This window comes from Kitasatospora sp. NPDC127060 (genome assembly GCF_042724935.1).
In the GTDB taxonomy this organism is placed as follows: domain Bacteria; phylum Actinomycetota; class Actinomycetes; order Streptomycetales; family Streptomycetaceae; genus Kitasatospora.
In genome coordinates, this window is record NZ_JBHXEG010000135.1 from 1 (window position 1) to 14,975 (window position 14,975).

Annotated in this window: 7 protein-coding genes; 4 read left to right on the plus strand and 3 right to left on the minus strand. The window is 72.3% G+C overall.

What is annotated here, in order from left to right:
- The first annotated feature begins 151 nt into the window (after positions 1 to 151).
- Positions 152 to 1,783, plus strand: a complete 1,632-nt coding sequence (locus ACFWIS_RS39060; protein ID WP_380462873.1) for an AMP-binding protein — start codon at positions 152 to 154, stop codon at positions 1,781 to 1,783.
- A 49-nt stretch (positions 1,784 to 1,832) separates the two neighbouring features.
- Here the strand turns inward: ACFWIS_RS39060 and ACFWIS_RS39065 are convergent, their stop codons facing one another.
- Together ACFWIS_RS39065 and ACFWIS_RS39070 are read right to left on the minus strand one after the other, a co-directional pair.
- Positions 1,833 to 2,588, minus strand: coding sequence for a thioesterase II family protein (locus tag ACFWIS_RS39065; RefSeq protein ID WP_380462875.1), 756 nt, complete (start codon positions 2,586 to 2,588; stop codon positions 1,833 to 1,835).
- A 73-nt stretch (positions 2,589 to 2,661) separates the two neighbouring features.
- Entirely contained in the window at positions 2,662 to 3,450 is a 789-nt protein-coding gene (locus ACFWIS_RS39070) for an aminotransferase class IV (protein ID WP_380462877.1), read from the minus strand.
- A gap of 167 nt (positions 3,451 to 3,617) precedes the next feature.
- On the opposite strand from ACFWIS_RS39070, the gene zapE reads away from it, so the two are divergent.
- A complete protein-coding gene (zapE, locus tag ACFWIS_RS39075; RefSeq protein ID WP_380462879.1) occupies positions 3,618 to 4,682 on the plus strand; it encodes a cell division protein ZapE in 1,065 nt (354 codons plus the stop codon).
- 66 nt (positions 4,683 to 4,748) lie between these two features.
- A complete protein-coding gene (locus tag ACFWIS_RS39080; protein ID WP_380462881.1) occupies positions 4,749 to 10,304 on the plus strand; it encodes an SDR family NAD(P)-dependent oxidoreductase in 5,556 nt (1,851 codons plus the stop codon).
- Between the two features lie 106 nt (positions 10,305 to 10,410).
- Here the strand turns inward: ACFWIS_RS39080 and ACFWIS_RS39085 are convergent, their stop codons facing one another.
- Complete coding sequence (locus ACFWIS_RS39085) at positions 10,411 to 11,634, minus strand: cytochrome P450 (RefSeq protein WP_380462883.1); 1,224 nt, start codon at positions 11,632 to 11,634, stop codon at positions 10,411 to 10,413.
- A 379-nt stretch (positions 11,635 to 12,013) separates the two neighbouring features.
- Here ACFWIS_RS39085 and ACFWIS_RS39090 point away from each other — a divergent pair.
- Positions 12,014 to 14,975: AMP-binding protein (locus ACFWIS_RS39090; protein WP_380462885.1), on the plus strand; the 2,962-nt coding region annotated here is incomplete at its 3' end.

Sequence of the window (14,975 nt, forward strand, 5' to 3'; positions counted from 1 at the left end):
ATCCCCCCGCGACCCGGGCGCGGTGCCGCGCGGTCAACCCCGCGGGGCGGCCCCGGCGCCGTGTCCGTACCCCCGTTCGGGGGTGGCGGCGCGGGCCCGGGGCCGCGACCATGGACCCCTGTCCCGCACCGCCGCACCCAGGAGCCAGCCCGTGCCGACACCGCCCGCCCAGCGCAGCTACGCCTCCGGAACCGCGGACGTCCCGCTGCTGGGCGACACCATCGGGGAGAACCTGGACCGCGCGGTGCGCGCCTTCCCCGACCGCGACGCCCTGGTCGACCGTCCCACCGCCCGCCGCTGGACGTACGCCCAACTCGCCGCCGACGTCGACGCGCTGGCCCTCGGCCTGCTGGGACTGGGGATCGCCAAGGGCGACCGGGTCGGCATCTGGGCCCCCAACTGCGCCGAGTGGACGCTCACCCAGTACGCCACCGCCAAGCTCGGCGCCATCCTGGTCACCGTCAACCCGGCCTACCGGGCGCACGAGCTGGAGTACGTGCTGAACCAGGCCGGGATCCGGCTGCTGGTCGCCGCCGAGCGTTTCAAGACCTCCGACTACGCCGGGATGATCGGGGAAGTCCGGCCGCGCTGCCCGCGGTTGGAGCGGGTCCTGCTGTTCGGCAGCCCCGCCTGGGAGGACACCCTGGCGGCCGGCCGCTCCGCCGACCCCGCCCTGCTGGCCGCCCGCCAGGGCGAGTTGGACCCGGACGACCCGATCAACATCCAGTACACCTCGGGCACCACCGGCTTCCCCAAGGGCGCCACCCTCTCGCACCACAACATCCTCAACAACGGGTACTTCGTGGGCGAGTTGCTGGACTACACCGAGCAGGACCGGATCTGCATCCCGGTGCCCTTCTACCACTGCTTCGGCATGGTCATGGGCAACCTCGCGGCCACCTCGCACGGCGCCTGCACGGTCATCCCGGCGCCTTCCTTCGAGCCCGGTGCCACCCTGGCCGCGGTCGCCGCCGAGCGCTGCACGTCGCTGTACGGCGTGCCGACGATGTTCATCGCCGAACTCGCCGACCCGGACTTCGCCCGCTACGACCTCACCGCCCTGCGCACCGGCATCATGGCCGGCTCGCCCTGCCCGACCGAGGTGATGAAGGAGGTCATCGAGCGGATGGGCATGGCCGAGGTGTCCATCTGCTACGGCATGACCGAGACCTCGCCGGTCTCCACCCAGACCCGCACCGACGACCCGGTGGAGCGCCGGGTCGCCACCGTCGGCCGGGTCGGCCCCCACCTGGAGGTCAAGGTCGTCGACCCGGCCACCGGCCGTACCGTCCCGCGCGGCGAGCCCGGCGAGCTGTGCACCCGCGGTTACTCCGTGATGCTCGGCTACTGGGAGGAGCCCGAGCGCACCGCCGAGGCCGTCGATGCGGCCCGCTGGATGCACACCGGCGACCTCGCCGTGATGGACGAGGACGGCTACCTCGCGATCACCGGTCGGATCAAGGACATGGTGATCCGCGGCGGGGAGAACCTCTACCCGCGCGAGATCGAGGAGTTCCTGTACACCCATCCGGACGTCCTCGACGTGCAGGTGATCGGTGTCCCGGACGCCAAGTACGGCGAGGAGCTGATGGCCTGGATCCGGATGCGCGAAGGCGCCGATCCGCTCACCGCCGAGGCCGTGGCCGCCTACTGCGCCGGGCGGCTGGCCCACTTCAAGGTCCCGCGCTACGTGCACGTGGTCGAGGAGTTCCCGATGACCGTCACCGGCAAGATCCGCAAGGTCGAGATGCGCGAGATGGCGGTCCGGATCCTCGGCCTGTGACGGCGGCCTCCGACCCGCGGGCGGGTCGGAGGGGGCGCCTCGCCGGGGCTCAGGCGCCGGTGAGGCGCTCGGAGACGGCGCGGAGGATCGGGGCCTGGTGGTGGATCAGGTAGAAGTGGCCGCCGGGGTAGATGTCGAGGGAGAAGGCGCCGGTGGTGTGGTCGGCCCACGCGGCCGCCTCGTCCTCGGTGACCATCGGGTCCTCGGTGCCGGCGAGCACGTGCACGGGGCAGTTCAGCCGGGGGCCGGGCCGGTACCGGTAGGTCTCGGCCGCCTTGTAGTCGTTCCGGATGGCGGGCAGCGCCATCCGCAGCAGCTCCTCGTCGCCGAGCACCTGTTCGTCGGTGCCGCTGAGTTCCCGGAGCTTAGCGATCAGTTCGCCGTCGTCGCCGAGGTGGACGGTGCCGCCCTCGCGGAGGCGGGAGGGCGCGGGCCGGGCCGAGACGAAGAGTGCGCTCGGCACCGTGCCGGCCTCCTCGAAGCGGCGGGCCAGTTCGAAGGCGAGGCTGGCGCCCATGCTGTGGCCGAAGAACGCCACCGGCCCGTCCGTGTTCCGCCGGAGCACGGGCAGGAGCTGGTCGGCGAGCTCGTCGATCGACTCGACCAGCGGCTCCGAGCGGCGGTCCTGTCGACCCGGGTACTGGACCGCCAGCACGTCGCAGCGGGGGGCCAGCGCACGGGACATGGGGAAGTAGAAGGTGGCGCTGCCGCCCGCGTGGGGGAGGCAGACGAGGGTCGGGGCGCCCGGACCGGCCTGGTGGTAGCGGCGTATCCAGAGCTGGTCGGTGGCGACGGTGGTCGTCATGGGTGGTGCTGTCCTTCCGTGGTGCGCCTGGCCGGCGCGGGTGCTTCGGCGGGGATCCGCGGATCCGGGATCGTCAGCGCGGGTCCTCGGCCGTGATCTCCGCGTAGCGGTGGCGGAGTTCGGTCAGGACGGGGTGATCCGTCGCAAAAGGTACGGTGCCGATGGCGGAGATCGGCCGGACGCCGACGGCGGCGTTGGTGGCGAACGCCGCTTCCATGGACGGAAGGTCGTCCAGCGTCACGGTCCGTGACACGAAGCCGCCATGAGCCTCGGTCAGCAGCGACTCGGTCACGCCGGGCAGGTGCTCCGCACGCGGCCAGACCAGTCGGCGGCCGTCGAAGAAGCCCACGTTCCAGGTGGCTCCCTCGGAGATCCCCAGCTCGTCATCGTGGAACAACGCGTCGTCGAAGCCGTCGAGTTGGGCCGCGCGGCGCAGGTGAAGGCTGTCGAAGAGCCCGGTGTGCTTCACCCCGGCCACCTGACGCAGGTGCCTGACGGGCCGGACGCGCAGCGGCCCTTGCGGAAGTTCCGGGGCGGGACGCGTGGTGACGAGGACCCGCGGAGCGGTCGGCCCGGCCGGGTGAGTGAGAATCAGATCCGGATCGAAAACGGTGATCCGGGCGACGAAAGCGTTCTCATCATCCGTCAGATCCAGTGCGTGGAGCAGTTCTTGACGGACGTGTTCCAAGTCCAGTTCGGTGCCGAAAACAGTCCGGCAGTCCCGGGCCAGCCGGGCGAAATGCAGTGCGAGTCCGCGTATTGAGCCGCCCTCGACGCGCATGGTCGTGAAATGGCCGTAACCGACCAGTGCGAGCGAAGTGATCTCGTCGACACCCACCTGTCGCCCATCGAGCTCTTTCATGGCGCACAGTGTCCCACCTGCGAGGTTTCCGACGTGAGTGATGATCATCACTCCCCGGTAGGGCATTGTCGCGGGCCGTGAACTCTGGCAGGATCACGACCGCTCGCCGATGAGTAACCGTCACCGGTGTCGGCGTTGTCTCAGACTGGAACCGGGGGGGCCGTCAGTTGATCGAGAAGTTCGAGCGCGCAGCCGAGGAAGCTGGTTTCGTTCTCGATGCCTCGCAGATCGCCGCGGCCGAGCGGCTTTCCGCACTGGCCGCCGAGTTGTCCGGCCGCCGCCGTTTCTTCGGCGGAAAGCAGCCGCGCGGCGTCTACGTATGGGGGCCGGTCGGGCGCGGCAAGAGCTGGCTGACCGGAGTCTTCTACGAGGCGTTGCCGGTGCGGAACAAGCGCCGGGTGCACTTCCACGAGTTCTTCCGCGAGTTCCACGCCGTCTACGCCCGGCACCGCAAGGAGCGGAACGCGTGCGACCTGGCCGTCGCCGAGCTGCTGAGCGACTGCCGGCTGCTGTTCTTCGACGAGTTCCACGTGCACGACCCGGGCGACGCCATGATGATGGGCCGCGTCCTGGCCTCGCTGTTCGACCAGAAGGTCACCCTGGTGACCACCTCGAACTACCCGCCCGACGGCCTGCTGCCGAACCCGGTCTACCACCACATGTTCGAGCCGACCATCAAACTGCTCGAAGACAACCTGGACGTCCTGGAGGTCGCGGGCCCGCAGGACTACCGCGCGGAGAGCACCGCCGGAGAGGCCCGTTCGCAGTTCCAGCGCGGGGCCTACATCTGGCCCGGCACCGAGCAGCAGCTGCGCGAGGCCGGACTCGAACCGCCGACCGACGGCGAGCGGCAGCGGATCGACATCGGGGGCCGGGACCTGGTGGCCCGCGCCGTGCGCGACGACCTCGTCTGGTTCGACTTCCACGAGCTGTGCGACGAACGCACCTCGACCATCGACTACCTGGGCCTGGCCGACCGGTTCGGCACCTGGGTGCTCTCCGGGCTGCCGGAGCTGACGTCCGGCAGCAGGGACTCGGCGCAGCGCTTCGCCAACCTGGTCGACGTCCTGTGCGACCGGGACGCGAGGTTCTACCTCGTCGCCGACGGCCCCCTGGCCGACTGCCTGCGGGGCGCCGCCCTGCCCATCGACATCAACCGGACCGCCAGTCGCCTCATGCTCCTTCCGGGCTCCGCCACGCCGGAAGCGACGCAGGCGACCAGACAGGCGTGAACGAGGTCCGGACGGCGGTCCGAGGCCGCCGTCCGGCTGTGGCGATTCCGTAGAAGGAGCAAGACCATGGCGGCTGAAGAGAAGCTGCGCGACTACCTGAAGCGGGCGACCGCCGAGCTTCGCAACGTCCGACAGCAGCTCCAGGAGGCGGAGGACTCCGCCCACGAGCCCATCGCGATCGTTGGGATGAGCTGCCGGTACCCGGGCGGGGTCGGTTCGCCGGAGGACCTGTGGCGACTGGTCGCCGACGGCACCGACGCGATCTCGCCGTTCCCGCGCGACCGCGGCTGGGACACCGAGGGCATCTACGACCCGGACCCCGAGCGGGCCGGACGCACCTACACGCGGGAAGGCGGATTCCTGCGGGGCGTGACCGAGTTCGACGCCGAGTTCTTCGGGATCAACCGGCGCGAGGCGCTCGCGATGGACCCGCAGCAGCGGCTCCTGCTGGAGACCGCGTGGGAGGCCGTGGAGCGCGCCGGCATCGACGCGGCGACGCTGCGCGGAAGCCGCACCGGAGTCTTCGCCGCCGTGATGTACCACGACTACGAGGGCCTGCTCGAAGGCCAGGACGAACTCGCCGGCTACGTCATCAACGGCAGCGCCGGCAGCATCGCCTCCGGGCGCATCGCGTACACCTTCGGCTTCGAGGGTCCGGCGCTGACCGTCGACACCGCCTGCTCCTCCTCGCTCGTCACCCTGCACCTCGCCGCGCAGGCGCTGCGGCGGGGCGAGTGCACCCTGGCCCTGGCCGGCGGGGCCACGGTGATGTCGACGCCCGCGTCGTTCATCGAGTTCAGCCGGCAGCGCTCGCTCGCACCCGACGGACGCTGCAAGGCCTTCTCGGCCGCGGCCGACGGTACGGGCTGGGGCGAGGGCGTCGGCATGCTGCTGCTGGAGCGGCTCTCCGACGCCCGGCGCAACGGCCATCCCGTCCTCGCGGTGGTCCGGGGGTCGGCGGTGAACCAGGACGGCGCGAGCAACGGTCTCACGGCGCCCAACGGCCCCTCCCAGCAGCGGGTGATCCGCCAGGCGCTGGAGAACGCGCGACTGCGGTCCGACGAGATCGACGCCGTCGAGGCGCACGGCACGGGCACCTCCCTCGGAGACCCCATCGAGGCCCAGTCCCTCCTCGCCACCTACGGGCAGGAGCGCGCCTCGGACCAGCACCTGTGGCTCGGTTCGCTGAAGTCGAACATCGGCCACAGCCAGGCCGCCGCGGGCGTCGGCGGCGTCATCAAGATGGTCATGGCGATGCGGCACGGCGTCCTGCCGAAGTCCCTGCACTGCGCCGAGCCGACCGGGCACGTCGACTGGTCCTCCGGTGCCGTCCGGCTGCTCACCGAGGCCAGGCCCTGGCCGGAGACCGGGCGGCCCCGGCGCGCCGCCGTGTCCTCCTTCGGGATCAGCGGCACCAACGCCCACGCCATCCTCGAACAGGAACCGGCGGCCGTCGAGGCGGAGCCGGCGTCCGCGCCCGAGGAGGCGCCGCGGGCCACGGCCGCCGCCCTCGCCGAGGCGCCGCCGGTGGTCCCGCTGCTGCTGTCCGGCAGGTCGGCGGACGCCCTCCGGGCGCAGGCCGAGCGGCTGCGGGAGAGCATCGAGGCGCAGCCGTCCGCCGACCCGGTGGACGTTGCTGCCGCGCTGCTGCACCACCGCTCCTCCTTCGAGCACCGGGCGGTCGTCCTCGGCCGGGACCGGCAGTCCCTGCTGCGGGAACTGACCGCCCTCGCCGAGGGCGCGCCGACCGTGCCGCGGGGAACCGCCCCGGCCGGTGCCCGGCCGGTGTTCGTCTTCCCCGGCCAGGGCTCGCAGTGGACCGGCATGGCGCTCGAACTCCTGGACTCCTCACCGGTCTTCGCCGCCCGCATCGAGGAGTGCGAGCGGGCGTTCGCCCCGTACCTCGACTGGTCGCTCACCGGGGTGCTGCGCGGCGCCGAGGGCACGCCCCCGCTCGACCGGGTGGACGTGCTCCAGCCCGCGCTGTTCGCCGTGATGCTGGGTCTGGCCGAGGTGTGGCGGGCCTGCGGGGTCGAGCCCGCCGCGGTCGTCGGCCACAGCCAGGGCGAGGTCGCCGCGGCGGTGGTGGCCGGGGCGCTCTCGCTGCCCGACGCGGCCCGGATCGTGGCCCTGCGCAGCCGGGCCCTGCTCGAACTGTCCGGCACCAGCGGCATGCTGTCCGTAGCGCTCTCGGCCCGGGCGGTCGAGGAGCGGCTGCGGCCCTGGGACGGGCAGCTCTCCGTCGCGGCCGTCAACGGGCCGCACTCGGTGGTGGTCTCCGGCGACGGCGGAGCGCTGGAGGAGTTCCGGCTCGCGCTGGAGGCCGACGGGACGTGGGCCCGGCGCATCCCGGGAGTGGACACGCCCGGGCACTCGGCCCGCATCGACGAGGTCCGGGAGCGCATGCTGGCCGCCCTCGCCGAGACCGCGCCGAGCGCCTCGGACGTCCCGTTCTACTCCACCGTCACCGGCGGCCCGCTCGGCACCGAGGAGCTCGACGCCGGGTACTGGTACCGCAACATGCGCCAGACCGTCCTGCTGGAGCCGGCGATCCGGGCGCTCGTCGCCGACGGGTACGCGCACTTCCTGGAGATCAGCCCGCACCCCGTCCTGCACGTCGGGATCAGGGAGACCTGCGAGGCGGCCGGCAGCCAGGCCTTCCTGGGGGAGACCCTGCGGCGCACGGACGGCGGCCCGCAGCGGCTGCTCAACTCGCTCGCCCAGGCCTGGATCCACGGTCTCGCACCGGACTGGAGCGTCGTGCTCGGCGACCGCCGGCCGCGGCCGGTCCAGCTGCCCACCTACCCGTTCCAGCGGGCGCGGCTGTGGCCGCAGGCCCGGCAGGGCCGGACGGACGCCGACTCGCTCGGCCTGCGCAACGCCGACAACCCGCTGCTGGGCGCCGGCGTGCCGCTGCCGGAGACGGACGGCTTCCTCTTCACCGGGCGCCTGTCCCGCGGCAGCCACGCCTGGCTCGCCGACCACGCGCTGGCCGGCACCGTGCTGCTGCCGGGCACGGCCTTCCTCGAACTCGCCCTGCACGCCGGCCGGCTGCTCGACTGCGGACAGGTCGACGAGCTGCTGCTGGAGAACCCGCTGCTGCTGCCCGAACAGGGCGGCGTCCAGGTGCAGTTGACGGTCGCGGCGCCCGACGCCTCGGGCCGCCGTACGGTGCAGGTGTACGCCCGCCCGGACGAGCCGGAGGCCTTCGCGGTCGGCGAGCCGTGGACCCGGCACGCCACCGGCGTCCTCGCCCCCGCAGCGGCCGGGCACCCGGTGCCGCTGGGCAGCTGGCCGCCCGAGGAGGCGACCGAAGTCGAGGTCGGCGACGTCTACGAGCGCTTCGCGGCGGCCGGTTTCGAGTACGGCCCCGCCTTTCGGGGGATCCGGGCCGCCTGGCGCCGGGGCGACGAGGTCTTCGCGGAGGTCGCGCTGCCCGAGCAGCTCCGGGCGGACGCCACGGGGTTCGGCATTCACCCGGCGCTGCTCGACGCGGTGCTGCAGACCATTCCGCTGGGCGCGCTGGCCGGCCCGGACGGCGGGATCGAGCACGGCCGGATGCCGTTCGCCTGGCACGGCGTCGCGCTGCACGCCGCCGGCGCGACCGCGCTGCGAGTCCGTCTCGCCCCGGCCGGCGAGGAGGCCGTCACGATCCGGGTCGCTGACCAGTCGGGGCTTCCGGTCGCGACCGTGAAGTCCCTGGCGCTGCGCCCGGTGAAGACGGAACAGCTCGCGGCGGCGGCCCGACGGGCCGACTCGCTCTTCCGGCTGAGCTGGGAGCGGACGGCCGCCCCCAGGGCCGCGGCAGCGCAGGCGTGGACCGTGCTCGGCGCCGGTACCCCCGGTCCGGAGGGCGCCGAACGGCTGGACGGCATCGCGCGGTTGAGCGCGGCGCTCGATGCGGGAAGCGACGTCCCCGCCGTCGTCCTCGCCTCGGTCGAGGCGACCGCGGTGCGCGCCGCGGCGACCGCCGCGCTGGAACTCCTCCAGGCCTGGCTCGCCGAGCCGCGGCTGGCGGGCTCGCGGCTGGTGCTGCTCACCCGGGGTGCCGTCGCGCTCCCCGGTGACCCGGCACCCGACCTCGCGCAGGCCGCCGTACTGGGTCTGGTCCGTTCCGCCCAGTCGGAGAACCCGGGCCGCTTCTCGCTGGTCGACACGGACGGCGACCAGGCCTCGCGCCGGGCGCTGGCCGCGGCCCTGGCCGCCGACGAGCCGCAACTCGCGCTCCGCAAGGGCGAGCTGCACGCCCCTCGGCTGGCCCGCGCGCCCCGTGCCGACCTGGACGGGCCGGCCTTCGGCCCGGACGGCACGGTGCTGGTGACCGGCGGCACCGGCGCGCTGGGTCGCGCCGTCGCCCGCTGCCTGGTCGCCGAGCACGGCGTGCGGCACCTGCTGCTGGTCAGCAGGAGCGGAGCGGCCGGCGAGCTTCCGGAGGAACTCGCCACCCTGGGCGCCTCGGTGACCGTCGCAGCCTGCGACGTCGCGGACCGTGCGGCCCTGGCCGCGCTGCTGGACTCCGTCCCCGAGGAGCACCCGCTCACCGGGGTGGTGCACACGGCGGCCGTCCTGGACGACGGGATCGTGCAGTCGCTCACCGCGGAGCAGTTCGACACGGTGCTGCGTCCCAAGGTGGACGCGGCGCTGCACCTGGACGAACTGACCAGGGACCTGGACCTGTCGGCCTTCGTGCTCTACTCCTCGGCCGCCGCCCTGTTCGGTGCCCCCGGCCAGGGCAACTATTCCGCCGCCAACGCCGTCCTGGACGCCCTGGCGCAGCGCCGCCGGGCCGAGGGCCGGCCGGCGGTGTCCCTCGCCTGGGGCCTGTGGGCCGAGGCGAGCGGGATGACCGGCCACCTGGACGGCGCGGGCATCGCCCGGATCGAACGGGACGGGCTGCGAGCGCTGTCGACCGCGGAGGGCCTGGAGCTGTTCGCGGCCGCGCTCGGTCACGAGGAGGCGGTACTCGTACCGTTCCGGGTGGACCTGCGGGAGTTGCGCGCGCAGGCGCCGGGTGGTGTCGTCCCGCACCTGTTCCGGGGCCTGCTGCCGGCGCCGGTGCGCCGGGACGCTCCGGTCGCGGCGGCCGAGGCCTCGCTGCCGCGGCAGCTCGCCGCGGTGCCGGCGGCCGAGCGCGGGCGGATCCTGGCCGATCTGGTCCGCACCAACGCCGCCGCCGTGCTCGGTCTGGCCGACGGTCAACTGGTCGACGACAGCCGCGGGTTCTTCGATCTGGGGCTGGACTCGCTGACGGCGGTCCAGCTGCGCAACCGGCTGGGTGCCGCGGTCGGGGTGACCCTGCCCACCACGCTGGTCTTCGACTACCCGACGCCGACGGCGCTGAGCGAGTACCTGCTCGGGGAGTTGGCGATCGAGGAGGCGCCGCTGCCGCTCGTCGGTGAGCTGGACGGGATCGAGACGGCGCTGCGGGCCGTGGTCGCGGACGGCGACGAGGAGGTGCGCGGGAAGCTGTACGAGCGGCTCCAGGAACTCGCCCGGATCTGTGCGGCTCCGGCCGCCGCCGGAGCCGCCGCCGGTGCGGACCCGGGTTCCGACGCGGGCCTGGAGTCGGCCTCGGCGGACGACATCTTCGCGTTCATCCAGCAGGAGTTCGGCAAGGCCTGACGGATGTTCCGGCCGGCGCCCTGAAAGTCGCGAAAAAGCGGCGGCCGAAATGCGAAAGGCCGTTGGTCTCCGAATTCGGAGACCAACGGCCTTGTCCGACGCCTGGTCAGTTCTTGTGCAGGCGTACCGGAAGGGTTTCCAGACCCTGCATCATGAAGCTCTTCCGCCACTTCAATTCGGAGTCCGGCACGGCCAGTTCCAGGTCGGGGAAGCGCCCCAGCAGGTGACGCAGGGCGATCTCCATCTCCAGGCGGGCCAGCGGGGCGCCGACGCAGTAGTGGATGCCGTGCCCGAAGCCCAGGTGTCCGGCGGTGGAGCGGGTGACGTCGAGCTGGTGGGGGCAGCCGAACTGGGCGCCGTCCCGGTTCGCCGCGCCCAGGAGGACGGAGACGTACTCGCCCGTGCCGATCGTCACGCCGCCGAGCTCGAAGGGCTCGGTGGCGAAGCGCAGCGTCGCACGGTTGCCCGGGCCCTCGTAGCGGAGGAACTCCTCGTTGGCGGCCGGGATCCCGCTCGGGTCCAGGCGCAGCGCGGCGAGCTGCTCCGGGTGGTTGAGCAGGGCCCGCAGGCCGTGGCCGATCATGTTGACCGTGGTCTCGTAACCCGCCACCACCAGCAGGAAGACGGTGGAGACCAGCTCGATGTCGGAGAGCTTGTCCTCCTCGTCCCTGGCGTGGATCAGCGCGCTGACCAGGTCGTCGGCCGGCTGGGCGCGCTTGAGCTGGATCATCTCCCCGATGTGCTGGCCGAACCGGGCCATGTTCGGGCCCGCGTTCTCGTTGTCGTTGGACATGATCGCGCCGGTCAGCCCGGTCAGGACGGGGAAGTGCTCCTCGCTGATGCCGAGCAGGTGCCCGAGCACCCGGACGGGGAACCGCGCCGTGTACTCCTCGACCAGGTCGACGACGCCGCCCTCGGCGGCGGCCTTCTGCTCGGCGGCGTCCAGGAGTTCGGTGCTGATCGCCTCGATGGTCGGCTCCAGCTTCCGCACGTTGCGGGCGGTCAGGGCCTTGTTCACGAGCTTGCGCAGCCGGGTGTGGTCCGGCGGGTCCATGTTGAGCATGTGCCGGCCCACCGAGCTGTGCTCCAGTCGCGGAGTACCGCCCTCGGACATCTCCCGGTCGAAGTAGCCGAGTTGGACAGAGGTGTCGATGTCCTTGGACAGCGCCGGGTGCGAGAGCGCGATGCGCGCCTCCTCGTAGTTGACGACGGCCCAGACCTTGAGGCCGCTCGGCAGCAGCATCCGGTGCACCGAACCCTTGCTCTGCAGGGCGTCGTAGGCCGGATAGGGGTTGCTCAGGAACTCCTCATCCATGATCGGCAGGGGCACGGAAACTCCTAAATCAGAGAAGTTGTGGATTTCGCAAATGTCCGGTGCGCGATGCGTCACCGGGATCGATTGGCGAGCGTACAGGCCGGACGGCCGATCTGACAGTGGGTAACTATGCCGCCGGGATATCTGACATGGCGTCATTGTTTGTGGTGGGGGGAGAAAACGACGGCCGGTGTGACGCTCGCAACAAGGCCATTGATCTCGGCCTTCCCCCTCCTATATCGTCGCCAACGAAAGATCATCAGCTCTACGCGATGCTGTACGGGGGAACGCGCTCAAGAGGGCCTTTCTTCGTGCTGCCCCGGAGTCATCGGGCCGAGTCGCGTCCTTTCCTGATTGGGAGTCAGCCGTGTCGGCTATCCCTGTCCGTTCCGTCGTGGACACTCTCCGGGCGCACGCGGCTGAGCGTGCACATGTCATTGCCTACTCTGACCAGGCACGCAGTCTGACCTACGGAGAGCTGGAGGCGTCCACCGCTCGACTGGCCGGCCACATCGCCGAATTCGGAATCGCCCGGCTCGGGCGCGCCGTGGTGTGCCTGGGCAACCGGGTGGAAATGGTGGAGAGCTGTCTCGCGCTGACCCGCGCGGAGCTCGTCGTGGTCCCGGTCAATCCGCATGCGAGCGACCGTGAGCTCGCGCATATTCTGGGCGACTCCGAGGCTGCGCTCGTCATCACCGAGGAATCGAACTTCGAGCGGATCAGCCGCCTGGAGGGCCTTCGGGAAGACCTCCACTTCATCGTCGTGACGGACGATCAGAAGAGCATCGGAGGGGGCGGATACGTCCACGACTACCGGCGAATGAGCGTAGACGAACCGAGTGCTCCGGCACCGGACGGTCTGCTGCCGGACGACATCGCCTGGATGCTGTACACCTCCGGAACGACGGGTGCCCCCAAGGGCGTTCTCTCCACCCAGCAGGCGGGCCTGTGGTCAGCCGTCAACGGCTACGCCGCCGTACTGGACATCGGACCGGGCGACCGGTTGCTCTGGCCGCTGCCGCTGCACCACAGCTTCGCCTTCAACCTCTGCGTCCTCGGGGTGACGGCGGCCGGAGCGACCGCCCGGATCGCGGCCGACTTCGCGCCCGACGACATCGTCGCCGAACTCGGCAGCTCCTCCTACACCCTGATGGCCGCCGTGCCCACGATGTGCCACTACCTGCTGGACTCCGTCCCCGAGGGCGAACTCGACCTCAGCGGTCTGCGGGCCTTCCTGGTCGCCGGTGCGCTCACCAGCGCCGCCCTCGGCACCCGGTTCCGGGACACCTTCGGCGTCCAGCTGGTCGACAGCTACGGAAGCACCGAGACCACCGGCGTCATCACCTGCAACCCGCTCGGCGGCGACCGGGTGCCCGGCTCCTGCGGCCGGCCCGTTCCCGGTGTGACGGTCCGCATCACCGATCCGGAGACCGGCCTCGAAGCGCCCACCGGCCACGAGGGCGAGATCTGGGTCCGGAGCCCCAGTCTGATGACGGGTTACCACAACGACCCGCAGCGGACGGCCGAGGCCCTCCACCAGGGCTGGTACCGCACCGGCGACACGGGCCGCCAGGACGCCGAGGGCTTCGTGAGCATCACCGGGCGCCTCAAGGAACTCATCATCCGCGGCGGGGAGAACATGCACCCCGCCGAGATCGAGGACGCGGTCCGCGCGAGCGCCGAACTCGCGGACGTCGCGGTCGTCGGCCGCGAGCACAGCCTGCTCGGCGAGGTGCCGGTCGCCTACCTCGTGCCGAAGCCCGGACACCCGCTGGCGGTGGCCGAGCTGGTCGCCCGGCTCCGCGACCGCCTCGCCTACTTCAAGGTCCCGGCGGAACTGCACCTCACCGACCGGATCCCGCGCACGCCCTCCGGGAAGACCGTCCGCCGACTCGTCGGCGCCGACGGTTCCCGGCTGCTGGCGAACACCGGGACCCACTACGGACGCCTGACGTTCCGTTCCCCCGAGTCCACGGGTTCCCCCGACTCCGCCGCGCTGCCGGCCGCGCTGCCGGCCTCCCTGCCGACGGACGACCGGAGCCCCGTGCACGGCAAGCCCGTCCTGCTGCTCGCCGACGCGGGCGCCACGGCGCGCGCCGAGGAGCTGGCGGCGCACCTCCGCTCCGCGCACGGCTGCGTCGAGACGGTGGTCGAGTGCTGCGAGCCCGGTGACGCCGAGTCACTGCGGCGCGTGACGGCTGGCCGGGACGGGCACGTCCTCGTCCTGCTGACCGGAGCCGAGGAGGCGGACCCCTTCGACGAGCTGGCCCGCGAACTCGCCGGTGCGGGAGAAACCGCGGTCTCGCTCGGTGCCGGGAACGAGGTCGGCGCGCAGGGCCTGCGCGACGCGCTGGACGCGGCGCTGATCGAGAACGCGCCCGTGGTCCGGGCCTCGGCCGTCGATGTCCAGGCACCGCTCCGGGGTGTCGCGGCCGAGTCCGCCCCCGAGGTCCTCGCCCAGCTGCGCGCCCGACTGCGCGACGAGCTGCGCGGCCTGAGCGGCCGCGGGGTCGAGCTCCGGCTGCTGGACCTGGTGGCCGCCGAGTGCGCCGCCGTCCTCGGCACCGCAGCAGCGGGCTCGCTCGACCCGCGCAAGCCCTTCCGCGCGCTGGGCTTCGACTCCGTGGCGTCCGTCGCGCTGCGCGTCCGGCTCCAGAACGCGACCGGGCTGCGGCTGCCCGCCTCGCTCGCCTTCGACCACCCGACCCCGCTGGCCGTGGCCCGGCGCCTCCGTGACGGGCTGTTCGGTGCGGAAGAGGCGGGCCAGGTCGCGGCGACCGGGGCCGCAGACGTGGTCGTGGACGACTCCGATCCGGTGGTGCTCGTGGGCATGGCCTGCCGGTACCCGGGTGGCGTGCGGTCGGCGGAGGACCTGTGGAAGCTGGTCACGGCCGGTACGGACGCGGTGGGGCCCTTCCCGGAGGACCGGGGGTGGGACCTGGCGGGGCTGTTCGACGAAGACCCGGACACGGCCGGAACCACGTACGCCTCGCAGGGCGGGTTCCTGGACGGAGTGGCCGAGTTCGACGCCGGGTTCTTCGGGATCTCGCCGCGTGAGGCGCTGGCGATGGACCCGCAGCAGCGACTGCTGCTCCAGACCTCCTGGGAGCTCTTCGAGCAGGCCGGCATCGACCCGGAAACGCTGCGCGGCAGCCGCACCGGCGTCTTCGCCGGGCAGATGTACCACGACTACGCGATCCGTCTCACCGAGGAGCCCGGAGTGGAGGGCTACCTGAGCACCGGCCTCGCGGGCAGCGTGCTCTCCGGGCGGCTCTCCTACTTCTACGGCTTCGAGGGTCCGGCGCTGACGGTGGACACCGCGTGTTCCTCGTCGCTGGTGGCCATGCACCTGGCCG

Bases quoted from the DNA above. Each gene is read 5' to 3' on its own strand.
- ACFWIS_RS39080 (WP_380462881.1), top strand. From the start codon at position 4,749: ATGGCGGCTGAAGAGAAGCTGCGCGACTACCTGAAGCGGGCGACCGCC.
- ACFWIS_RS39065 (WP_380462875.1), bottom strand. From the start codon at position 2,588: ATGACGACCACCGTCGCCACCGACCAGCTCTGGATACGCCGCTACCAC.
- ACFWIS_RS39070 (WP_380462877.1), bottom strand. From the start codon at position 3,450: ATGAAAGAGCTCGATGGGCGACAGGTGGGTGTCGACGAGATCACTTCG.